The sequence below is a fragment of the Enterococcus sp. DIV1307a genome, assembly GCF_050537425.1.
GTDB lineage: Bacteria > Bacillota > Bacilli > Lactobacillales > Enterococcaceae > Enterococcus > Enterococcus faecalis.
On the sequence record NZ_CP172914.1, the window covers coordinates 2,163,037 to 2,187,056 of the forward strand.

The 24,020-nt window shown below is 37.4% G+C and carries 22 protein-coding genes; 7 read left to right on the top strand and 15 right to left on the bottom strand.

The window, feature by feature from the left end; translation table 11 throughout:
* The first annotated feature begins 59 nt into the window (after positions 1-59).
* The gene (locus tag IGL90_RS10450) at positions 60-773 is read left to right on the top strand and encodes an HAD family hydrolase (RefSeq protein ID WP_048737908.1); all 714 of its coding nucleotides are present in this window, start codon (positions 60-62) and stop codon (positions 771-773) included.
* Positions 774-809: 36 nt separating this feature from the next.
* On the opposite strand, the gene elrE is transcribed toward IGL90_RS10450, so the two are convergent.
* From elrE to IGL90_RS10500, 10 genes are all read right to left on the bottom strand, one after another.
* Positions 810-1,835 carry a transmembrane protein ElrE gene (gene elrE, locus IGL90_RS10455; protein WP_002376547.1) on the bottom strand — a complete coding sequence of 342 codons (1,026 nt, stop codon included), beginning with the start codon at positions 1,833-1,835 and terminating at the stop codon, positions 810-812.
* 74 nt (positions 1,836-1,909) lie between these two features.
* Entirely contained in the window at positions 1,910-2,686 is a 777-nt protein-coding gene (gene elrD / locus IGL90_RS10460) for a WxL domain-containing protein ElrD (protein ID WP_002362542.1), read from the bottom strand.
* 39 nt (positions 2,687-2,725) lie between these two features.
* Positions 2,726-3,508 carry a WxL domain-containing protein ElrC gene (gene elrC / locus IGL90_RS10465; RefSeq protein WP_002384097.1) on the bottom strand — a complete coding sequence of 261 codons (783 nt, stop codon included), beginning with the start codon at positions 3,506-3,508 and terminating at the stop codon, positions 2,726-2,728.
* Position 3,509: 1 nt separating this feature from the next.
* Positions 3,510-3,878, bottom strand: coding sequence for an LPXTG anchor domain-containing protein ElrB (gene elrB, locus IGL90_RS10470; protein ID WP_048737906.1), 369 nt, complete (start codon positions 3,876-3,878; stop codon positions 3,510-3,512).
* Between the two features lie 3 nt (positions 3,879-3,881).
* Positions 3,882-6,053 carry an enterococcal leucine-rich protein ElrA gene (gene elrA / locus IGL90_RS10475; protein ID WP_048737904.1) on the bottom strand — a complete coding sequence of 724 codons (2,172 nt, stop codon included), beginning with the start codon at positions 6,051-6,053 and terminating at the stop codon, positions 3,882-3,884.
* A gap of 189 nt (positions 6,054-6,242) precedes the next feature.
* Entirely contained in the window at positions 6,243-7,148 is a 906-nt protein-coding gene (gene elrR / locus IGL90_RS10480; protein ID WP_048738012.1) for an Rgg family transcriptional regulator ElrR, read from the bottom strand.
* Between the two features lie 67 nt (positions 7,149-7,215).
* Positions 7,216-10,413 (bottom strand): DEAD/DEAH box helicase, encoded by a 3,198-nt coding sequence (locus IGL90_RS10485; protein ID WP_002356465.1) that lies wholly within the window; start codon positions 10,411-10,413, stop codon positions 7,216-7,218.
* Between the two features lie 19 nt (positions 10,414-10,432).
* Entirely contained in the window at positions 10,433-13,570 is a 3,138-nt protein-coding gene (locus IGL90_RS10490) for an SbcC/MukB-like Walker B domain-containing protein (protein WP_048737902.1), read from the bottom strand.
* Between the two features lie 4 nt (positions 13,571-13,574).
* Positions 13,575-14,711, bottom strand: coding sequence for an exonuclease SbcCD subunit D (locus IGL90_RS10495; RefSeq protein ID WP_048737900.1), 1,137 nt, complete (start codon positions 14,709-14,711; stop codon positions 13,575-13,577).
* 183 nt (positions 14,712-14,894) lie between these two features.
* Complete coding sequence (locus IGL90_RS10500) at positions 14,895-15,521, bottom strand: lysophospholipid acyltransferase family protein (protein ID WP_002356461.1); 627 nt, start codon at positions 15,519-15,521, stop codon at positions 14,895-14,897.
* A 188-nt stretch (positions 15,522-15,709) separates the two neighbouring features.
* On the opposite strand from IGL90_RS10500, the gene IGL90_RS10505 reads away from it, so the two are divergent.
* The gene (locus IGL90_RS10505) at positions 15,710-16,444 is read left to right on the top strand and encodes a tRNA1(Val) (adenine(37)-N6)-methyltransferase (RefSeq protein WP_010821789.1); all 735 of its coding nucleotides are present in this window, start codon (positions 15,710-15,712) and stop codon (positions 16,442-16,444) included.
* Positions 16,434-16,700 (top strand): GIY-YIG nuclease family protein, encoded by a 267-nt coding sequence (locus tag IGL90_RS10510; RefSeq protein ID WP_002356455.1) that lies wholly within the window; start codon positions 16,434-16,436, stop codon positions 16,698-16,700. The genes IGL90_RS10505 and IGL90_RS10510 overlap by 11 nt, the downstream gene beginning before the upstream one ends.
* Positions 16,701-16,766: 66 nt before the next feature.
* Here the strand turns inward: IGL90_RS10510 and IGL90_RS10515 are convergent, their stop codons facing one another.
* The 3 genes from IGL90_RS10515 to IGL90_RS10525 are packed head-to-tail and all read right to left on the bottom strand — an operon-like array spanning position 16,767 to position 18,355.
* Positions 16,767-17,462, bottom strand: a complete 696-nt coding sequence (locus IGL90_RS10515) for a 5'-methylthioadenosine/adenosylhomocysteine nucleosidase (RefSeq protein ID WP_002356454.1) — start codon at positions 17,460-17,462, stop codon at positions 16,767-16,769.
* A 15-nt stretch (positions 17,463-17,477) separates the two neighbouring features.
* A complete protein-coding gene (gene macP, locus IGL90_RS10520; RefSeq protein WP_002356451.1) occupies positions 17,478-17,774 on the bottom strand; it encodes a cell wall synthase accessory phosphoprotein MacP in 297 nt (98 codons plus the stop codon).
* Positions 17,771-18,355 carry an NUDIX hydrolase gene (locus IGL90_RS10525; protein WP_002356449.1) on the bottom strand — a complete coding sequence of 195 codons (585 nt, stop codon included), beginning with the start codon at positions 18,353-18,355 and terminating at the stop codon, positions 17,771-17,773. The genes macP and IGL90_RS10525 overlap by 4 nt, the downstream gene beginning before the upstream one ends.
* 402 nt (positions 18,356-18,757) lie before the next feature.
* Here IGL90_RS10525 and IGL90_RS10530 point away from each other — a divergent pair, with 402 nt between their 5' ends.
* From IGL90_RS10530 to IGL90_RS10545, 4 genes are all read left to right on the top strand, one after another.
* Positions 18,758-19,438 (top strand): 5-bromo-4-chloroindolyl phosphate hydrolysis family protein, encoded by a 681-nt coding sequence (locus IGL90_RS10530; RefSeq protein ID WP_002356448.1) that lies wholly within the window; start codon positions 18,758-18,760, stop codon positions 19,436-19,438.
* A gap of 19 nt (positions 19,439-19,457) precedes the next feature.
* Positions 19,458-20,645, top strand: coding sequence for a toxic anion resistance protein (locus tag IGL90_RS10535; RefSeq protein WP_002356447.1), 1,188 nt, complete (start codon positions 19,458-19,460; stop codon positions 20,643-20,645).
* Between the two features lie 144 nt (positions 20,646-20,789).
* On the top strand, positions 20,790-21,629 hold the full coding sequence (locus IGL90_RS10540; RefSeq protein WP_002384084.1) for an NUDIX domain-containing protein: 840 nt from the start codon (positions 20,790-20,792) through the stop codon (positions 21,627-21,629).
* Between the two features lie 16 nt (positions 21,630-21,645).
* Positions 21,646-22,170, top strand: a complete 525-nt coding sequence (locus tag IGL90_RS10545) for a GNAT family N-acetyltransferase (RefSeq protein ID WP_010827689.1) — start codon at positions 21,646-21,648, stop codon at positions 22,168-22,170.
* A 44-nt stretch (positions 22,171-22,214) separates the two neighbouring features.
* Here IGL90_RS10545 and IGL90_RS10550 read toward each other — a convergent pair whose 3' ends face one another.
* Positions 22,215-22,700, bottom strand: a complete 486-nt coding sequence (locus tag IGL90_RS10550) for a hypothetical protein (RefSeq protein ID WP_161796749.1) — start codon at positions 22,698-22,700, stop codon at positions 22,215-22,217.
* A gap of 137 nt (positions 22,701-22,837) precedes the next feature.
* Positions 22,838-23,962, bottom strand: coding sequence for an LCP family protein (locus tag IGL90_RS10555; RefSeq protein ID WP_048737897.1), 1,125 nt, complete (start codon positions 23,960-23,962; stop codon positions 22,838-22,840).
* Positions 23,963-24,020 lie beyond the last annotated feature (58 nt).

Sequence of the window (24,020 nt, forward strand, 5' to 3'; positions counted from 1 at the left end):
TCGGCTACAATATAACATATGAAAAGTTTTGTAAAAAAGTTAAGAGGTGCACTTGTTAAATGAGAACCATTGTTTTTGATGTTGATGACACGCTGTACGATCAGCAACAACCCTTTCGAAATGCGATGACTAAAATTTTCCCAAACGTTGCGACAGAGGATATGCATGAATTGTATCTTCGTTTTAGACACCACAGCGATGAAACGTTTCCGAAAGTTTTAGCCAATGAATGGTCCCTAGATTTCATGCGGTTTTTCCGGATGAATAAAACATTAAAGGATCTAAACTATCCAGGAATTTCACAAGAAGAAGGAAAAATTTTCCAACAAGTTTATGAAGAAGAATTGGATAATATTACGATGCATCCAGAAGTTACTAAGCTTCTTGATACTTTACAAGAGAAAGAAATTCCGATGGGGATTATTACAAATGGTCCAACAGACCATCAATTTAAAAAAGTTAAACAATTGAATCTTGAAAAATGGGTTCCAAACCAAAATATCATTATTTCTCAAAGTACGGGTTTTCAAAAACCTGAAAAGGAAATTTTTGATTTAGCCTGTAATCAATTTTGTATGGAACCTGAACATACTTTATATGTTGGTGATAGTTATGACAATGATATTGTAGGCGCACGTAATGGTGGCTGGCATTCTCTTTGGTTTAACCACCGCTCTCGTGAACTACCAAGTTGCCAACCTGCATCACACCTTGCAGAAGTCACTTGTTTCACCGAACTTTGTCCGACTGTGGAGAAATTATTTAATCTTTAAAAAAAAGCCGTTCTTCAAATTGAAGAACGGCTTTTTTTATTTATTTTTTTGTTTTTTCAGACGTAAAATGATGAACAGGCAGATTATCAATAAAAGGATCAATAAACCGATTAAGAGATAAATAAGTTTAGATTCCGTTTTTTTGACGGTTACATCTTTCTCATTAAATGTTTTTGCTTCCTCTTTTGAGATCGTAAATTCTTTCGTAAATTGCCATTTTTTTCCTGAGCCTTCCACAGTCATTGCCAATACATACGTCCCAGCTTCCATTTCATTTTCTTCATAAGGAATAGGGAAATTAAAAATTGAATTGGGCGCCATTTGCATATCTTCTTGTTCTTTCTCTAAAATAACGTTATTTGTTTTCTTATTTTTAACATTTGCCGTTACTTTCATTGATTGAAGATAGGCTGCTTCATGGTTTAGCAGTGTTGCAGAAATAACACTGCGCGCATTTCTTTGCGTCGGTTCAACTTTCTCTAAAGACAATTCAGGTTGCACAACTGTTTCATTTTCTCGAAGTAAAACAGCTACTGTATAGGCATAGCGATTTTCAATTGCTAAGCCGTTTGTATTTTCTTTTTGCTTGTCTTTCGTTTCATCGACTTTTTCACTAAACGTGATCCCGCCCGCTAGTTGCCCTGAAAACTCTTCTTTAGGCATCTTCACTCGCAATTCAACTACTTTTTCACTTTTAGCAGGCAATTCAACACTCTCACCGCCGTCTTTCAGTTGAATGATTTCTGATAAATCTGCTGGTGCAGATTTATCTAAAGCTGTCAACGACTCACCATATTCAATCACTCCGTTGCTGTTTGTTGTGGCCGACTTCACACTAACATCAATCACTAAATTTTCATCTGTACTATTGGCCGCTCGAACTTTCAAAATTTGTTCTTGGTCTGGTTTCATCATTAAATCAAAATATGTTTTTGTTTTATCTATTTGGTTTTCTGGAATTTCTGTTTCAACACTAAATCGTAATTCTGCTGCTGAGGTTTCAATCCCAAAAGCAAAGAAATAAAAACTTAGGATCATCAGAATAAAATATCTATTTTTCATTTCGCTCTACACTCCATTTCTATGTAAAGGAGAAAGGCTGAGTTCCCCTCTTCCTTTCTCCAAAAATGTTCTTTTTATACTGGCGTATTAGCTAATGTCCAAGTAATTGTTGTTTTGTAGGCATCATTTAATTTAACTGATTTACCTGGCACTTTTAATTGAACATCTTTCATTACTTGACGGCCGTCAACTTCAGCAATTGAACTAGCATTGCCGTATAAGTATGACCATTTCCCAGCACCTTGATCTGTTGCAGCTACCATCACGTTATGACTTTCACCCACTGTACCAAAAGTTACGCTCGCTAAACTTGTTGGTGCAGCGCTTTGTCCTGCTGTCACAGCTGAAGCATTTTGAAAGACAATTTCAGTTCCTTCAAGTGTCTGACCTTTTGTAGCAGAAGTAAATGCAGAATTTTGTTTTGCAGATAAAGTCCAGCCTTCTAAAGTTCCACGATTATCTGTAATTTGAGCAAATAATGGACCCGTTTTTTCAACATTATTTTTATCTTTTAAAACTTGTGCTGATGCAAAATAGATTTCATCTTTTGTGCTGATGATATTTTCACCAAAGTTTAAACTTGAAGCATAGTCCAAGGTTAAGGGGCCTGTAGAACCTTCATCAACTGGTTTGTCAGGATTTACTGGGTCGATAGGTGTCACAGGATCTTTGCCGTCTTTGTCTTCTGGATCCACTACAGGATTTTTGCTGTTAGGATCTTTTTCATCTGGTGCTTTAAATTTTACAATAGCATCTGTGTCGCGATTAGCCACTTCCTCTGCTTGAACTGGTAGTGTGCCTACCGCGATGGTTGCTAAAATTAAGCTGCTTGCGATGGTCATTTTTTTCATGTTAGTGCTCCTTCTCTTCTATTGTTATAGTTTCAATAATTATACGCTTGGTAAATCAGCGATTGTCCATGTTAAAACAGTTTTGTATTGAACAGCATCTTTTGGTGTTGCTCCTGGTACAGTTAATGTGATCGCTGTATTTTTATCTACGCTTTCACCGTCAACTTCCACTTTTTCAATCCCACCGAACGCACTAAGCCAAGTTCCAGAACCTTGACCTTCAGCGGCAGACATCACATTTGATGAATCGCCAGCTACTAAAGTTACTTCATGCGCAGTTGGTGTGACTGCTTTGGAATTAGACACTGCTTTGTTTTGACTTAATTTAATTTCTGAACCGTCTAAAACTTTATTTAATGTTTCTTTTGTCGCTGTTAATTGTGTTTCTTGTTTAACTGTTAAGGCCCAACCGGCATTCGTTCCGCGTTTGTCGGAAATTTGTACATAATTTGGTTTAGGATTAGTCAAATCAGGACCAGAACCGTCTGCCAAGAAAAAGTATTGTGGATTTGCATAATATTTTTCATCTTTATTTGAAATTTTATTTTTGCCAAAGTCTAGACTAGAAGCATAATCGATACTTAGTGGACCAGTTGTTCCTTCATTTGGCTTATTGCCTGTGTCTGGTGTCGTTGGATCAAAGGGTTCAACAGGTTTTTCGGTATCTGGATTCACTGGATCGACAGGTTTGTTGATAGAGGCATCCGGTGTAAATTCTACGATGGCATTTGATTCATAGTTTTTTTCTTCTGCATTCACTTCTGGTGCAATAGCCACGCCTAAAGTGATAGCGGGGATTGTTGATAAGATAATTTTTTTCATTTTATTGTTCCTTCTTTCTTTTTTTTAAAATAAAACTAGCCATAAAGATGACTATTATTCCGAGATAATTAAACATTTGTTTCTGTTTAGTACCAGTTCGAGGTAAGAAGCCTGAGCCTTTTTGATCAACCGTTTTACTTGTTGAATGCTTCAATGATTCTCCACTCACTGCTGGTATTGCTTCCGACTGCTTGGGGAAACGCTGTGGTATCTTACCATCTGGTTTTTCTTTGTTGGCTGGTGGCTCATACTCGCCATAAAAAGAAACTTCTGCATTTGTCGGATAGGCATTTGTTTCAGCAAATACATCAACTGATGAAATCAATCCTAATAGCAATACGCCGCTAACTATTTTTTTGATAAGACTCACCCCCTATTTTGCACTGCCATCAGGTACGTCCATCAAGTGCCAAGTTAGTTTTGCTTCGTATTCTTCTGCTTTGGCCGTCCCTCCAGGAACAGATAATAACAACTCTTGGTCATTTTCTTTCCATTGATCAGAAATATTTGTTTCTTGGTGTCCATTGACTTGGTTGTGAACAAGAATCGATTGGCCTTCTGGAATGTCCTGTAAGCGATGGTTGGTTCTAAATTTTAAAACATTTGGCAATGTAGCACCTGATTCAGATTTGAAATCAGAAGTAACGGTTAGTGCAAGCGACCAATTATTCCCCGTTTGACGAGTATCTCGTATCACTAATGGTTGATCCATGGAAACAATTGGATATTGGGTCGTACTACTAGCGATTTGTAGCTCATTCCCAAAGGAAATCGCTGTTGGTACCGTTTTGAACCTGACAGAGCCAACCACAGTGACTGTTAGCGCTAATTCATCAATCTTGTAGCCTTTATCATAGACTTCCACGACCAACTGCTGTTTTCCATAAGTTAGTTCTGGTAATAACAAGGCTTTTTCCTTAAATGTTTTAGAATTAGTGGTTGTTTCATCTGCTAATTTCTGGATTTCTTGGCCCTCTTTTTTGACAATAAATTGTAATCTATTCCCAGCATCGACATCTTGCCAATAAAAAGGCAGGGCTGTTTTTTGAAAGTCATCAATATCGATTGTTTTTTCCATCGACTTTTCTATACGCTCTTTTGACCAAGATAGTTTCGTTTCACTTAAGAAAACTTCTTTGACAGGTTGGACGACTGTTCCAGAAAAGTTCCCTAAGTATGCTTTATCTGTTGATTCCCAGATATAAGAAACGCCTTCATGAGTTTTGGGTAACTTCCATTCAAACAGTCCTTTTGTGGCATCGTAACTTCCATAAGGGCTAATCGTCAGCGGTGGAAATAGTTGACCATCACGAGATACCACCTTATTTTTTAATTGCAGGGGTTTCCCAGCAATATAATCGACAGAAGATAAGATAATCATTTGATTAGATACATCTAGCCCTGTAATGGCCGTTAAACCTTTTAACGGACTGATATCTGAAATTTGATTTTCTCCCACATCTAAAACTGTTAGATTGAGTGTTTTCTCTAACGGTGCCAAGGAAGAAATTTGATTGTTTCTTGCATACAGTACACGCAGATTAGGAACAGTGCTTAAAGCTTCCAGACTAGTAATCGTTTGATTCATAATACTCAACTCTTCTAGACGTGGTTTATTCGCCAAGGGCGCAATTGTTTTTAATTGATTATTTTCCACATAAAGACGGAGTAGGTTATTTGCTTCCGTAAGCCCATCTAAAGTAGCAATCTGATTATTGGCAGCCCAAATGGTTTCTAAATTACGAAGAGAACGAAGCGGGTCGAAGGAAGTCACTCGATTATTCGGCGTGATTTTTGACGGATGATCTGTCGTATTTTGGATACTTAAATTTTTTAAAGCAGGCATTCCTTCAAGTCCATTTAATGTCGTTAATTGATTGTTCTCAACATACAAGCCTTCTAAACTAATTAATCCTGCTTGACCTAACGGACTAAGATCAGCTATTTTATTGTTTCTCATATATAAAAAACGTAATAGCTTAAATTCACCTTTAGCAAAAGGACTCAAATCTGTTACATTGAGCGAATCTTGAAAAGATAATTCTTCTAAGTTTCTTAGGTATTGAACTCCTTCCACATTAGAAACAACGACATTTTCTAAAATAACTTTATTCAGTTTATCCAATTCTGCTTGGGTGACAGTATTAGAGGTCCGAGATTTGCTTAACTGTTTTCTGATATTTTCCGCAAAGGCTGGATCAGGAAATAGTGTACTGATAGGCGTCGCTTTATCTAAGACAGCACCTGCGTATAATTGGGGCATCATCAGTTGTGCTTCCGTTATCGCTAGTGCTTCATTTGGCGGCTCTTCACTTGTTTCAACAGTCGTTAACTCTTCTGATTGGGGAATCTCCGAACAACTGGTTGCTGAATTTTGCTCTTCTGCCGATGAAGTTTCTGGAATCTTTTCTTCTGAAACAGATGAAACATTTTCTTCACTGGAGGATGCGATTGTTTCGGTCGTTTCGGCGAAAGTTGTTACAGGAAGTAGCAAACTATTACCCAAAAGTAAGGCACTAACTGCGGAGATGCACATTTTTTTCATAAACTTCACCTCCTGATATTTTCTTAATTATAGTGAATATCAACTGAAAATGGGTTCAATTACGACAAACTGTCCAAATTAATTTGTATAGACAAGACAAAGAGCGCCAAATAGGGTTTTCTACCCCTATTTGGCGCTCTTTGTCGCTAAACACAACCAGAATTTATTATGACAAATTCTCAATTATGCCTAATTTTCTTTTATTTCTTTTAAACTATCCTCTATTTTTTCCAATTGCCCAGCAAAAAATTCTTGTTTGGCTTTTGGTAAAAACAATGTGATAGATAAAAGGATTTGTTCTTTAAAGATTGCCCAATCTGCGAATATTTCTTCATTGGTTAAAATCATTTCTATTTTTTCTGCTATTTTTTTCCAGAGGATCATTCGCCAGTTATTTTCACCCACTTCATATTCTTTAAACATGCTTAATACATGAAGAATATGGGGAACATTTTGGCTGACAATCGCCGCAAATAAAAAATCAATAATTACTTGCTCGATAATTTCTAGTGAGCGAATATCAATAATTTCCCGCTCATTGACAGATTGTAGTACACGAAAAAGTAACGAAGTTGGAAACGGCTGCAAGCCAACGTTTTTTTGTAATGCTAAAAATTTCAAATTAAAAATAGTATACACATCGGCATTAATTAATCGTTCCAGAATCTGATTTTCTAATGCAATAATTTCCTCTTTTGTCACAACCGTTTGAGGATTAAAAAGATATTCCAACGCCAACATCGAATACATTACTTCTTGCTTTCCTAAAGCAAAAGACGATTTATCATAATACGCCCGATAATCTGCAACGATTCGACTACTTTCTTGAAAATTTTTACTAAAGATTGCTTGATTAAACTGCTCCTTAGCTAAAACTGTTTTGGACATTGGCGTTAATTTTTCTGTCATTTCCATCGGCGAAATAGACAAGATTTCGACAATAATGGCTAAATCCGAAATACGCAATTCACTATTTCCTTGGACAAAGCGTTGATAATTTCGACTAGAAACACCATTTTCATCAAAGACACGCAGAGGAATATTTTTTCCTTTACGAATCCGTTCAATTTCTTCACCTAGCGGCCGATATTCCATATATTCTTTTTGTTTCAAACGAATTACTCCATTTCTCTTTAAATAAGATAGCAACTAAGTTGAACGGCTATTCCCCAATGCTTAAAATTGTGCGAATATCTTCTTCCGTCATTTTCGCTAATTGCTCTTCATTTCCTTGAATCACTTTTTGGAACAGCTCGCGTTTTTCTTGCTGTAAGGAATTCATTTTTTCTTCAACCGTTCCTTCTGCAATCATCCGCCACACTTCAACAACCTTTTTTTGTCCCATGCGGTGCGCCCGACCAGCCGCTTGTTCTTCGACTGCGGGATTCCACCATAAATCGTATAAAATAACTGTATCTGCACCAGTCAAGTTTAGTCCGGTTCCCCCTGCTTTCAATGAAATTAAGAAGACATCTTTTTCTCCTTCATTGAAGGCATTCGCCATCGTTAACCGATCTTGAGGCTTCGTACTTCCTCGTAAATAGAACGTCTCTAAACCTAATTCATTCAATTCTTTTTCTAAGATAGAAAGCATGCTTGTGAACTGAGAAAATAATAGAACCCGACGATTGTTTTCTTTGGCAGCCACTAAAAAGTCTTTGACTTGTTCCACTTTGCCAGAACCTCCTGTGTAATCCTCAATAAACAAACGCGGATCGCAACAGATTTGTCGTAAACGGGTCAAGCCTGCTAAAATACTCATACGATTTTTCTTGAAGGTCGCCTGATCCATTTGACTGACATCTGCTTGCATTTGTTTTAGATAGGCCAAATAAACCGTTTTTTGTTCTTCTGTTAAGACACTGTACATATTATTTTCAATTTTTTCTGGTAAGTCTGCGAGCACCGTTTTCTTATCTCGTCGTAAAATGAATGGTTGAATCATTTTGGCAATTTCTTCCGGCTTAATTTCTCGAAAGGCTTTTTTGCCTGGGAACAATCCCGGTAAGATCATTTGGAAAATTGACCACAGTTCATCTAAATTATTTTCAATTGGTGTGCCACTTAATGCAAAACGTTGGGGTACTTTTAAACTTTTTAAGGCTTGCGCCGTTTTAGTCCCACTATTTTTAACCATTTGGGCCTCATCTAAAATCAAATAGCCGACACGCATTTCCTGATAAAGCTGAACATCTTGTCGCATACTTGCATAAGAAGTAATCAGAATATCTTCGGTGCTATTTTGTAAAAGCGCTGCTCGTTCTTGGCGGTTGCCAGAAACCACTTGAACATTTAAGGTTGGCGCAAAACGTTTGACTTCGGCTAACCAGTTATAGGTTAAACTTGCAGGAGCGACAATCAAAGCTGTCCCTTTCAAGCGCTCTTCTTCTTTTTCCGAAAGTAAATAGGTAATGGTTTGCAGTGTCTTCCCTAAACCCATTTCGTCAGCTAAAATACCGCCAAATTGATAATGGCTAAGCATTTTCAGCCATTTATACCCTGTTTCTTGGTAATGGCGTAACGTTGCTTGTAAGGATTTGGGGACTTGCGCTTCAAAGTTTTCTGGATGCGTTAAATCCGTGACCATTTTTTTAAAGGAATCTGAAAAATGTGCCCGCTCGTTGTCTTCTAATAAACTTTCGATCATGAGACCTTGATTTTTGGGCACATGAATGACATTGTCTTCTTGATGCATATTTTTTCGAAGCTTCGTTAAAATTGCACTTGTATGGAAAAATTCCTCTGAGTCAAAAGCAAGAATTTCACCACTTTTTAACGTATAAAAAGCATCATTACGTAGCAGACTAGTCAATACTGCATCGATTTCGGTTTCATCAATGCCAGTGACATCAAACCGAATATCCAACCAAGAATCCCCTTCCGCAACTTCAATCGTTGGTTGATGATGCTGGGCATCTAAATACAATTCCCGTAATTTCCGTCCCATCCGAACTTCTCCTAATTGACGGAAAGCTGGTACTTCGGCTTTAAAGAAATAATACAAGGACTCCCCAGCAGGTAAGACTTTTTCAAAGCCTGTGGTTGTTTGCTGATAGGCAAACTGTTGAAATTGTTGCTTAATTGCTGTTTCTTTTGCTTTATCTCGAACGATTTCTTGATTGACTTCAGGTAATTGAGCATATTTCGGGTTTGTCGAGAAAATGACTTCTCCATAGTGATAGTCAATCCGAGCGTTAATCCGACCTTTAATTTTCTTAAAAATAAAGACTGCTTTTAAAGGATGATGGACGACTAATTCTTCAACTGATTCTTCAACAGACACTCGACCAATTTTTTCCAATAATGGTAACACTTCACTAAATAAATCAGAAACTGTTTCTTTTTCATAAATAATTGACGGCTCTTCCAAGCGTTTCATTAATTGAAGTAACGTGGTGTAGATGGCTTCCTGCTCTTCTGTTAGTAAATAAACCGTTTGATCCGCAATCGCCCAGTGATAGTGGGCTAGAAACGTTGTAATAGGATTCTGAATAGTTAATTTGAAGCTTTGTTCCTCGGTTTTTTGCACTGTAAACGTAAGTGGCAAACTGGTTTCTTTGAACGTTAGATAGCGATACTTATGAGTTTGATTGGTCAATATAAACTGACCCGTTCGATTCATTTTTTCAACTAACGATTGACTGCGATCAATTGGTAATAATAGATAACGTTTGTCGATTTTCCCTTTAACTTGAATACCGTTTGCACCTAATAATTGGCTGGTATGATAAATTGCCGCAAGTTCTGTTAAAATTTCTTGAATCTCCATTGAAAAAGAATCATGTAGCAAAGTAAATTGGTGTTGTTTATTCACCATAAAAGTCATTTCTTTTTCATATGCTTGTAAAAAATCACCAATATTTTTCACAATATATGTTTTAGGTTTGGTGCCTTCTAAACCAATTTTTAAAGAAAGACCAATCGTTGATAATTCTGGATAGTAATTATTCGTTTCGATCACATCTAAATGAAATTCTAAACGTAAAGGCTGCAAGGGAACTTCGGCAGAAGCTTTGCTTAATTTGGCAAAGCCTTTGGTAAACATTTCAGCTGTTGATCGATTTGTTTTCTCAAAACTGACTGTTTGATTCGCTTGAATAATTCTTGACACGCCTCGTTGTTTCAGTGCCAGTTCAACTGCCACTGTATGCTTGCAATAGCCATGTTCCATCCAATATTGACATTCACAAACATCTTGTTCTTTGGCGGTACCATCCAATTCAACAAGATAAAGTTCTTCCCCTAAAACCTCAGACAACCAGATCCTTTTTTCTGGATTTTGAACGATAGATAAGACCCGGCCTTCTTGCATATATTCGCGTCCTTGTTCAACGATTCGCTCTGGAATACTCCATTTCATCGACTCACCTCCTCTTCTACTAAGCTAGCTGATAGTGAACGGTACTTTGACCATTCCCATTGCTTTTTATTTGTAATTGTTGTGGAATTCGTGCTTTTAATTCGCCAATATGACTAATAATCCCAATCATGCGGCCTTCATTTTCAATCGTTTCTAACGCCTCCATTGCCATTTCCAATGCTTCTTCATCTAAGGAACCAAAGCCTTCATCAATAAACAACGCATCAATTAAGACTCCGCCTGCTTGTTCTTGAATCACTTCTGCTAAAGAAAGTGCCAAAGCTAACGCTGCTATAAAACTTTCCCCGCCTGATAACGTGTGAGCGCTGCGTACCGTCCCTGAATTGTCATCATAAATATTGATTTCTAGCCCCGTTTGATTCCGATAACTGCCTGCTTCGTGATTCAATTCAAATTGATAACGACTATTGGTCAGGCGGTCTAAACGCTGATTAGCGACTGTCAGCACTCTTTCTAAATACGTTTGTAACATATACCGTTCAAAACTAATTTTTTTAGGATTATTGCCATTCACCGTATCTGCCAACTGTTGTAGTGCAGCAACTTCCTCAAATTTGTCTTCAATTGTTGTTCTTTGCGCATTAATTTCTTGAACCAACTGTTGGTTGTTCAGCATTTTTTCATGCAGTTGATAGTATTTTTTTTCTTGTTCTTCAATTTGTTGTGTTATTTGTTCAATTTCTGTGGTGATTAAAGATAATTCTGGGAACGTATCACTAGATAATTTTTTCTCAATTTCAGCGAGTTGGATAGTCAGTTGGGTTTGCTCTTGTTCAAATAAAGCAATTTGTTCTTGCTGACTTTCTAGTGTCGGTACCTCTTTCAACCACTCCGTCAATTGGTCCTCTGTCACTCCTTGTTCCGTTAAAACTGCGTTTAACTGACTCTCAAGTTGTGCGACTGTTTGTTGAAGTGTTTGTTGTTCTTTCTCCAAATGAGTCAACGTACTTTCAAGGATCATTTCTTCTTTCTTCAAGGTTTCTCCTTGTGTCGTCACGTTTTCTTTTTGACGTTCAAATGCAGAGAGTTCTTCTTGAAGCAAAGCTTGTCGTTTAGTCATTTCTTCGTATGTGACGGTTGCATCCAATAATTGGCTAGCAATCATTTGCTGCTGGATAGTGATTCTTTCCAGACTTTGTTGCATTGTTTCTACTTGTTGTCGGAGCACTTCAAAGCGTTGGGAATTTTCAGCTACTTGTTCTTCTAGTTCCGCTAGATGGTCCTTTTCGACTGAAATTTCCGTTAGTTTTTGTGCTATTTGTTGTTTTTCTTTAGCTAATTGCGACTCAACTTCCGCAATTTCTGCAGGTGTTACTTGTGAAAAAGTTAGTCCTGTTAACGGCAACTGCAAGTCAGCAAACTGCGCTGCTAATTGTTCTTGTTCCTCAGTATACGCAGCTTCCTGTTCTTGTAATTGGCTTTCTTTCTGTTGCTTTTCCGCCCCTAATGCAGAGAGCGTTTCAGTAAATCGTTGTACCGTTTTTTCAACTTCCGTTAATTCCCGTTCCGCTTGATTAATCTCTTCTAAGGAAACTTCTTGATGAGTTTGTTGCTTTGGATGTTCTAAAGAGCCACAAACTGGGCAAGGTTCCCCCTCTTCAAGTAACAAGCTTAATCGTTGGATTTGTAAAGAGGCCCATTGACTTTTCTTTGTCTGCAACTTCGCTTCTTCGGCGCTTTTTTGTTGCTGTTCAACAGCAAACCGTTGTGTCAACTCGTGCAATTCCCCTTGGTTTTGACTAATTTTTTGCCAAGCTTTTTGATTTTTTTGCCAACGTTCTACAAAATTTTGCCAATGATCTGCTACACTAGAACATTCAAAATTTGCTTTTTCAAGTGTTCCTTCTTGTTCAATAAATTGTTTGGCTGTTGCCACTTTATCCGCTAATGTTGTTTTTTCCTGTTGGCAAGATTCATACTCTTTTTGAATGGCTTGATAATTGGCTTGTTCTGCTATTTGTCGTTGGGCTAACTGTTCATATTCTTGGTATTGTGGTAATTGACGTTGAATCGTTTGAAAACGTTCTTGTTTTTCAGCAATCAATGGTTGTTGTTCTTCCAACTCACTCATGATTGCTTGCCAATCTGTCAATGCTTGTTGCGTTTCCATAAGAGCTTGTTGTTTGGACTTTGTTTCTTGCTCTTTTTGTTGTTTTTCACTTCGTTTTTCAAAGACTTTTTCAGCTAAAGATTGCTGTTTTTGGCTCCATTTTAATTGCTGAATCTGTTCCTCTAACCGCTCAATGACGGTTTCCTGTTCAGCTTGTTTTGTTTTCTTTTCCAATAATTCTTCTTTTTGCTGTTGCAAGTTTTGTCGTTCTTCAATAGCATAACGAACTTGCTCTTTTGCTTGTTTGGCTTGTTTTAAGGTTGTAATTTGTTCTCTTTCAACTAATAGTTGTTGCTGAGCCTCTTGTTGTTGGCTTTCTAATAATTGAAGTTTTTCAAAAAGTGTCATTGTCGGTTCAGGTTCTTCTGACCAATGCAACTGTTCTGTTTTCAGTTCAATTTTTTGCTGGGTTTCTTGAATCTCTTGATTGGCAATTTTTAAGCGTTCTTTTAAATTTTCGCTGAACAACTGATACAATTCTGTTCCGAATAAATTACGCAAAACCTTTTCTTTTTCATCACTTTTAGCAATTAAAAAAGTCCGAAACTCTCCTTGTGGTAACAATACAATTTGAGCAAATTGATTGGCATTCAAATGCAATAATTCTTGAATGAGTTCGTCCACTTCACGTCTTTTAGAATAGGCTCGTAGTTCTTTCCCTTGAGCATCTTTGACAATTAAAGAAATTTTGGCACTTTGTTTACGGACTCCTGTGCCACGTTTTTTAAAAAGTTCTTGTTCGGGAAGGCGGTTCAGTTCATAGAGATACTCGTTATGTTTAAAAAGCAAAGTAACTTCAGTGGCTTCTGAGGGGTCAGCAAATGTGGAACGCATTTCTTTGCCTAAACGTAATTTCCCAGAACTTTCACCAAACAAAGCATAGCTCATTCCATCAAAAATCGTTGTTTTCCCAGACCCTGTTTTTCCACTAATTAGAAAAAGTGAAGAATCTTCAAACTTCGTAAAATCAATGGTTTCATTAATATACGGTCCGAAGTTTTTCAATGTTAAAGATAATGGTTTCATCCTATTACTTCCCTCTTTCTAATTGATTAAGTGTACTCAGTTCTTCTTGGACCCATTGTGCTTGTTGTTCTGTCAAGGCCTCTCCTGTCACATCGTTAAAGAAGTCATGCAGATGTTCTTCAGGTGAGCGTTGTTCTATTTGTACCACTTTTTTCTGATTTCCGCTGCTTGTTTCTCGACCATTCAAACGTTCCAGCCCAATAATTTTGGGGTAAATTTTTCGCAATTGATTCATCATGTTGGGAATGATCGCTCGGTCGGTTAATTGGACATGTAAATAATTTTCCCGATTCACTTCTTGATAAAAAGCGGGATCCGTTAACTGCTGAAACGAGCCCGTCAATTGTTGAATGTCTCGCAATGGTTTCAAAGCACGGAATTGAAAATGAACTTCAGTTTCTGTTTCAACAAGCCATACACCCTTTTCTTGTGTCATTTCTGATAAAGAAAATTTTACAGGCGAGCCACTGTATCGAGCATTAGGTGCCTGCAACGCATTTTTTCCATGTAAGTGGCCCAACGCGACGTAATCAAAAGGATCTAACAAAGCCGTCGGTACAACATCCAAACCACCCACTGTTAATTTTGTTTCAGAATCAGTTTTTTCACTGCCAGCGACAAAAAAATGACTAACTAACACTTGTTTTTTGTTGGGGAGAAAAGATTCCTGCATTTTCGCGACAACTTTTTCCATCGCCGCCTGAATCGTTCGAATCGTTTCATCTTCAAAATATAAGCGAGCCGCAATCGGTTCAAAATAAGGCAACAAATAAAATTGGGTATTGTCGATTTCAATTGGTTGAAAGGCTTGTTCTAAACGCGTATTCAAATGAAATTGCGTTTGGTTAAACCAAGGGCCTCCTGTTTCTAAACGCGTGCTGCTATCATGGTTTCCCGAAATAGCTAACACGGGGAAATGCTCTTTGAGATTCATTTGAATCATCATTTCATTAAAAATCTCGACTGCTTCAACTGCTGGAACAGAGCGATCATACAAATCTCCAGCGATTACAACAGCATCCACTTGCTCTTCTTTCGCAATTGCTAAGATTTGTTCAAAGGCTTCCCTTTGTTCTGCCAATAAATCAAAACCATGTAATTTTTTGCCAATATGCCAATCTGCTGTATGTAAAAATTTCATTTTTTCACCGCCTAAAAAAGTCCTTCTTATTATTATAACAAATTTCTGGTATTTTTTAAGAAAATCGGACAGAAGAATTAGATTTTTAACAAACTTTTTTCTTAACGCAAGAAAAAAGACAGGGAGCATCATCTTTTGACGAGACTACCTGCCAGTAACATTTCTATTCTGTAGCGGTTTGTTTTATTCTTTCTCCGTTGATTCATATTTAAAAGTTGGATCAATTTCTTTATCTAACTGATCAAATGCTTCTTGCATCCGACGTTCCACTTCAGCTAAACCGTCTTTATCCATTTTTTTAATATCGCTAATATCGATTGGCTCCCCAAAACGAACCGTTACTTTTTTACGTTTAAACAACTCTTTTAAAGTTAACGGACCTTGATAAACAGATGGCACGATAGGTACTCGCCCCATTTTAGCAATCAAGGCTACCCCACCTTTTAATTCTGAGGAATGACGCGTGCCACTGGGGAACATAATCAAACTTAAATCAGAATTTTTTAAAATTTTGACAGGTGTTTTAATCGCGCTGGGACCGGGCTTCTCACGATCCACCGGAAACGCATTCGCATGTTTTAAAATGAAACGTAAAACAGGATTTTTAAACAACTCTTTTTTTGCCATAAAGCTAAACTTCTTAGGACTGCCAGCAACAGCTAAATACAGCGGTTCCCACCATGTTCGATGCGGCGCAACTAAGACATAGTTTTGGTCTTTTGGTAATTTTTCTTTATTTTCATAATGTGCATTTCCATTAATCACAAATAAAATGACGCGAACCACGCCACGCATAAATGTAAAAAACATAATTTTCTTCCTTTCTTCTCTCCGCTTTCTAGTATGCCGAAAGCTCTACCTTTTGACAAGCTTTTTTTACGTCTATCAATTAGAGAAATAACATGTCCCTACTAATCTAGGGAACAGATTTTGTCATACGGGTTTAAAAGTAGTATAATACATGAACAATCAGATGAAAAGTTGGAGGTTCTTAATCTATGTTATTATCCGGCGAACGGATTGATCAATTATATGCGGATGATATTCAAATTATTCAAAGCAAAGAAGTCTTTTCTTTTTCCATTGATGCAGTCTTATTGGCTAATTTTCCGCAACTACCAAAAAAAGGCAAGATTGTCGATTTATGTGCTGGCAATGGCGCGGTCGGCCTCTTCGTTAGTCGGAAAACAGCTGCAATGATCGACCAAATCGAATTACAACCTCGTTTGGCGGATATGGGTCAACGAAGTATTCTATTAAATAAATTGGAAAAACAAGTAACGATGTATGAACGTGATTTAAAACAAGCGACAGAGGTCATCAAAAAAGATTCTGTCGATTTAGTACTATGTAATCCCCCATACTTTAAAGAACGACCAACTAGCCAAAAAAATCCAAACCCGCACTTAGCGATTGCCCGTCATGAAATTCACACGTCTCTTCAAGAAGTGGTCACTGTGTCGGCGGATTTATTAAAAACAAATGGTCGCCTCGCAATGGTTCATCGACCTGATCGTTTCCTTGATATTTTACATGCCATGGAAAACGCCAATATTGCGCCGAAAAAAGCTCGGTTTGTTTATCCGAAGCCAGGCAAAGAAGCCAATGTTTTACTAATTGAAGGCATTAAGCAAGGCAAAAAAGACGGTTTTCGTGTGTTACCACCTCTTTTTACATACAATGAGAAGAACGAATACGAAGCAGAAATGAAGGCTATGCTGTATGGAGAATAAGAAATCCCATTATTTTTATGTTTTACTTTGCCAAGATGGTTCCTTTTACGGTGGCTATACAACTGAGCCAGAACGTCGATTAACCGAACATAATAGCGGAACTGGTGCAAAATATACACGGTTAGCCAAACGCCGCCCAGTCAAAATGATTCATACAGAGAAATTTGAAACACGTAGCGCGGCCACCAAAGCCGAAGCCGCCTTTAAAAAATTAACGCGTAAACAAAAAGAACAGTATTTAAAAACCTTTCATTAAATGACAATAAGCAAAAAGAAACAACCATCATTTCATTGATGAAATGATGGTTGTTTCTTTCTCTTTTTAAACTAAGTTCTCGACAAAATGAATAACCATTTCGGCTGATTTTTTCCCAGCTTCATCGATGAATTCGTCAAAGCTTTGAGTTGCTTCGCCATCTGCTGTATCACTCATTGCCCGTACAACTAAGAATGGAATATTGAACTGTGAAGCCGCTTGGCCAATTGCTGCGCCTTCCATTTCACAAGCTAAGGCTTCAGGAAACTCTTTCTTAATTTTGGCGATTTTCTCAGCACTATCCACAAAAGTATCTCCAGTAACAATCAATCCTTTACGAATAGCTAAACCAGTTTTTTCAGCGGCTTTCGCAATTTCCATCCGCAAGTATTCACTTGTTTCAAAATACAAAGGCACACCACCAGGCAATTGTCCATAGGCATAACCAAAACCAGTGACATCAACATCAAAGTAAGCTAATTTGTCTGCAATGACTAAATCGCCAACTTTTAGTCCTTCACCGATACCACCAGCAGAACCTGTATTAATCACCATATTTACGCCATATTGATGAATCAATAAAGTCGTGGTCACAGCTGAGGCCACTTTACCAATTCCTGAACGAACCACAATCACCTCATGTCTTCCTAACGAACCAGAAACAAATAAAGCGCCTGCTCGTTCCCATGACATCGTGTCTGTCAATTTTTCTTTTAGAATTTTGACCTCTTGATCCATTGCTCCAATAATTCCAATTTTCATAGTGATTCCTCTTTTCTATAAATTCAAAACGATATACGCCACAACGGCTAATAAAATCGCTACAATAATAATTGCCTTGTTTAACCAAGTACTCCGTTCTCGACGCTTCGAGTATTCTCCTACTCGTGACTTGTTGATTGGTTTTTGTTTTTTCTTTTCTTTACGATAAAACGTCGAAATTTCTTTTTCTTTTCGCTTATACGCTTTTTCCGCCAGCTTCTGTTCTTCCTGCTGACGACGTTCTGCTTCTTTTTCTTCTGCTTCTCTGCGTTTGCGAAGCTCTGTCCGAGTGACTAACGGACCTTTGCTCATTGCGTGTCCTCCTTAAACTGTCTCTGCAGTAAATACAATTCCCAGTATTGTATAGCAAAAAGTGTTTTGGCATCACAAATCGTGCCCTTTGCCACTTCTGCTTTGGCTTCAGCTATTGTTAGCTCGTAAAGTTCCAAGATTTCATCTTCATCTTGAGGACGTGGATTTTCGACTTTCTGCAAATCCGTTGCCAAATAGAGAGCCAATTTTTCATTAGCAAATCCTGGTGACAGATACATTGAATTTATGTAGGTGAGCTGACCTGCACGATACCCAGTTTCTTCTTCTAATTCCCGCATAGCCGTCGTTTCCAGTTGATTTTCTTCTCCAGGATCAATTTTTCCCGCCGGAATCTCTAAAATCACTTGTTCCAAGGGTTTTCTAAATTGTTTAACTAAGACGATTTTTCCTTCTGCGGTTAACGGAATCATAGCTACTGCGCCTGAATGAAAAACCAATTCGCGTTTAGCTGTGCCGCCTGTCGGTAAAGCCACGTCATCCAAAAAAACATCAATAATCTTTCCTTTAAAAATTTCTCGACGTTGAAGTGTTTTTTCTTCGAAGTCCTCATAATTTAACATATCTTTCACCAACCTTTCTTGTTTATCATACCCTAAAATGATAAAAATCGCACCCCTTCTTCTCTAGTTAAACCCTTTTCAAAGAAAAAAATTTATTGCTTTAGAAAAAAATTACATTTTCGAAAAAAAATAGACATAAAAAATTCACAACTTCCTTGTATTATTTAAGCATACCAACAAACAACCCTAACAAAACACTTTTTCATTTTTAACTCCTTTCCCGTCCTACCCCCAATTAGGACGGGTCTTTTTTTGCGTTTTATACTTTTTTTCTTAGGATTTCACTAAATCATAAAATACATCTTCCGCTGTATGTCTTTTCTCTCACAGAGTATGCTAAAATAACTATTGTAACGAGAGCTGACTCTTTCGAGGATTAGATAGATAGGAGGAACTATATAAATGAACAAATTAAATACAAAATTACTGATTGGCTATATTCTTTTAGGAGCCTTAATCATTGCTGTCGCTAGAGAATATGGCTTCTTCGCTTTTGTGATTCTGGTAGGCTTTTTAGTATTCGTTCTCTATCGAAAAAAGAAAAATGCCGCCGACAAAAGCGATCAAATGCCTTACTTAACGAAAGATAAAGAAGCCCATTATCGTGAGTTGGGGTTATCTCCACAAGAAATTGATTTTTTCAGAAGTACAATGAGCACAGCCAAAAAACAAATCATACAATTACAAGAAAACATGAATCGTTCAACTAAATTACGGGCGATTGACTTACGTAATGATACAACGAAGGTTTCTAAAGCTCTGTTTAAAGAGTTAGTGAAAGAACCTAAAAAGTTACACTTAGCCAATCACTTTCTCTATACACATTTACCAAATATCGTTGACTTAACAAGTAAACATTTAGAAATCGAACAACATGAAGTAAAAAACAAACAAACGTATGAAAAATTAGAAGAAAGCGCACAAATCATTGACCAATTGTCAAAATTAGTTAAAAATGATTATGAGGAAATCGTTTCCGATGACTTAGACGATTTAGATGTCGAAATGTCGATCGCTAAAAGCAGCTTGTCGCAAAAAGCTGCAACTGAGGAATCACCTCAAGTAAACGAAGACCAGCAATAATCATTAGGGAGGAAAAAAAATGACTGAGCAACAACCCAAAGAAACAACATCTGTAACCAATACATTGGACGATTTATTAAGTAATCCATTTTCATCAATGGATGAACTAACACCAACGCAACAAAATGAACTATCTGAGTTAAAAGAACAGCAAGCAGCTCCTCGTTTAATTGATAAATTACCACAAGAACGTCAAGCCCAAGCAAAAGAGTTAGCTTCAAAAATTGACGTCCAAGATTCACAAGCAGTAATTACCTATGGTTCAAATGCCCAAATCAAACTTGGCGAATTTTCGCAAGCGATGTTAAACCACGTTCAAGCACAAGACATTGGTCCTGTTGGTGATTCACTGACCGATTTAATGTTTCGTTTAAATGAAGCCAATCCCAATGAATTACGTGCTGGCGAAGGCAACTTTATTCAAAAAATGTTAGGTAAAGTCAAACAATCCGTTTACGAAATTACCGCCAAATATCAAAAAATTGGTGCGCAAATTGACAAAATTGCTGTCAAATTAACCCATGAAAAAGATGGTCTTTTAAAAGATAATGCCATGTTAGATCAATTGTATCAAAAAAATAAAGATTATTTTGATGCCTTAAACATCTATATTGCCGCTGGGGAATTAAAAGCAGAAGAACTACGGACGCAAATTATTCCTGAAGCCATGAAAAAAGCGGAAGAATCTGGAGATCAAATGGATGTCCAAATTGTTAATGATTATAACCAATTCCTAGACCGTTTAGAAAAAAGAACCCATGATTTACGCTTGGCTCGTCAAATTACGATTCAACAAGCCCCACAAATTCGTTTAATCCAAAATACTAACCAAGCTTTGGCTGAGAAAATTCAATCATCGGTGAATACAGCGATTCCGTTATGGAAAAACCAAGTAGTCATCGCCTTGACCTTACTCCGTCAAAAAGATGCTGTGACTGCTCAACGTCAAGTCTCTGAAACCACCAATGACTTACTGAAGAAAAATTCAGAAATGCTAAAAATTTCTGCAATTGAAACAGCAAAAGAAAACGAACGTGGCCTAGTCGATATTGAAACATTACAAAAAACACAAAATGATTTAATTGAAACTATCCAAGAAACATTACGTATTCAACAAGAAGGAAAAGAAAAACGCCAAGCTGCCGAGATCGAACTTGGCCATATGGAAGAAGATTTGAAAAATAAATTATTAGAATTAACACAATAAACAACGTTTAGAACAAACTTCTTATAGTAGAAGCTTGGGACAAAAATCCAAAGTGATTTTTGTCCCAGGCTTGCTTTTCTTTTTACGCTTGAATATTGTATTTCAGCCACTTAATGATACAATAAAAGAAAACCATGTTTCTTTTTGAAAGGAGGAGCAATTGTGCCACAATTTGCTTCTAAAGCCGAAGAAAAAAATTATTATGAACGCCAAGCTAGCTTAGCAGAGTTTTTAACTTGGTATCATCAACAAGAATTACCTGAATATGAAAAACCCTCTTTAACCGTTGATATGGTTCTTCTTTGTTACAACAAGGAAGCTGATCAATTAAAAGTCTTACTGATTCAACGTAAAGGTCACCCCTTTAGAAACTCATGGGCGCTTCCTGGCGGTTTTGTTAATCGTAACGAATCTACTGAAGATAGTGTTTTAAGAGAAACAAAAGAGGAAACTGGTGTGGTGATTTCTCAAGAAAATATTGAACAATTACACAGCTTTAGTCGCCCAGATCGAGATCCTCGTGGCTGGGTCGTGACAGTCAGCTATTTAGCCTTTATTGGTGAAGAACCTTTAATTGCTGGCGACGATGCCAAAGAAGTCCATTGGTTCAATCTTGAACGGCATGGTCAACACATCACGTTATCTCATGAAGATGTGGAAATTACTTTAGACTTGAAAACAGCGGCCTCTCTTGGTAAAGATACATTAGCCTTCGACCATAGTGAAATTATAATTAAGGCGTTTAATCGTGTTGTTGATAAGATGGAACATGAACCGCAAGTGCTTCAAGTCTTAGGAAAAGATTTCACCATTACGGAAGCCCGTAAAGTTTTTGCGAAGTTCCTCGGCGTTGATTATCGCAGCATTGACCATTCAAATTTTAAAAAAGCCATGACACAATATTTTGAAGAGTTAGGTGAACGTCCCGTTGGCATTGGCCGCCCTTCAAAAATTTACCAATTGAAAACAACGACAGGGTTCTAAGAGGAGGGAATATTTTTTGACTGTTTACTTAAGAAAAGCAGAACCTTCTGATTTGCCTGACATCCTTGCTATCATTGAAGATGGACGCCGCACCTTACAAAAAAGTGGCATTCCCCAATGGCAAAACGGCGATGGCCCGAATCAAGAAATTTTAGCAAAAGATATCGACCAGCAAACTTGCTATATTTTAATGGTTGAGGATGCCTTGGCAGGCGTTGGTGTTTTATGTTCGGAGATTGATCCTGCTTATGAAGCGATTTTTAATGGTTCTTGGCAACCTCATTCTCAAGCTACGTATACGGCAATTCATCGTGTTGCTCTAAAAAGTTCCTTTCAAGGTCAAGGACTGGCCTTGGTGCTTTTGCGCTCACTGGTTACAGCCGCTCGTTTGCAAGGTGCTACTGATATTCGAATTGATACACATCCACAAAATCTCGCTATGCAGCACCTGATTAAAAAAGCTGGCTTTGTTTATCAAGGTGACGTGATTTTAGATGTTAACGATGGCGAACGTTATGCTTATCAGATGATATTGAAATAAAAAAGTTAGGGATAACTGCCAGATTGACAGCTATCCCTAACTTTTTACATCTTATGAACACTATGAGCGCTTTGAATGCCCTCACAGGCTTCTTTACAAGCTTGATTAATTAATAAATAAGAGGATTCTTTTTGGCGGATTCCTAATTGATATTTCAATTCATCTATCACTTGGCAAGATTCACTTAATGCCTCTAACCAGAAAAATACTCCTTCTTTATACGTATCTAATCCTTCTAGCAAGATTTTCGTTGCTTCTTTATCATAATACGGCTCTAAATTTTTACGAAACATCATTTCTTCTGTAAAAAAACGATTCACATTATTTCGGCAAAACATATAAGTGTCACGGCCTCTCCGATGTGCAGCCTGATTACAACCGTATTCTTGAACTTCTTTAGAGATGGCTTTGAAAATTTCGTTGTATACTTCAATTCTTTGCATAATTGACAAAATGGTATCTGTATAACTAAACATAACTCCTTGCTCCCTTCCCCTTCTAAGTAACAAAAATTTGCTTGTTACTCTCATTATAAAGGGAATGTTGGGTTTATATCAAATGATACGCTGTTTCCTTGCTAAAATCCTTCGTTTTTTCCTTAGAAGAATAATAAGTAAGCGGATTATTTAATCTGTTATGTTCGGATTTTCTACACTTGGAAAATAAATTATTTTATAAAGCCATTTTCCGTTTTAACTGATGGCAACGGGCCGGTCTGTGTATTGCCAGGAACACCAATATACGTATTGCCGTTGATGGAAGTCATTTCGTTTTCCTCAGCTGATTCATCTTGAACGGTATAATCACTTTGATATAAAAATTCACCGTTCGTATGGAAGACATAGCCGTCTTGATCTCGTTCATCTGGCTTTTCTAAATTTAAAGACACACGTAATTGATGACGGACATTTTCAATACTATCTGGATATAGTTCAACCATACTGCGCCCTTCATTACTAAAAGTGCGCCAGTCAAAAGAAAGCTGTTGTTTATCATAATTGGTCCAAGTCAAACCTTCTTTGACTAAATGAGTCAATTCATTGGAATCCACATCAGTTTGAATGTTTCCATTTAACGAATCAATAATGTCCATTATTTTCATGATTGATTGACCAGATTTCAACTTGTCTTCAACTGCTTGAATAATTTCTTGTTGTCGGAATCCACGCATAATATCGTTATCGCTATGTCTTTCACGGGCATAAGATAAAGCTTTCGTACCATCTAAATGCTGTTTCCCTGCATCAAAATGAATGGATCCTGGCCCGTCTTTGGTGACACCATCAAACGCCTGCTTGACATTGACATCTATGCCACCAACCGCATCAATTAACTTAATAAAAGATAAAAAGTTAAACACAACGTAATGATTGATTGGAATATTCAATAATTTCTCAACTGTGTTAACAGAAGCTGTTGGTCCATCGTAGGTATAGGCGGCTTCAATTCGCTGCATCCCTTGGTAATTTTTCGCATCAATTTGCACAAAACTATCCCGTGGCAAACTTAAATAGGTTATTTTCTTCGTCTTGTTATTCACGGTAATCACCATCATAGCATCAGTCCTAGTTGTGCCTAATTTCCGTTCAATTGTATTGTCTAGCCCCATAATCAAAAACGATTGACTATCTTTATTTTGCGCTTCATTATAATCATTTTTTATGGGAACATAGCCTTTATCAATTGTTTTCTTTAAATAGCTACCCGCTACAGCAAAGTATGCTGAGCCGACTGTGACAAAAAACAAAATGATGACTAAACTAATTAAGCTGATTTTTCGCTTCCTACTCATTGGCTGTACTTCCTCTCTCTTGAAAAGTCTCCACCATCATTACTACTCCTCTAAGCAG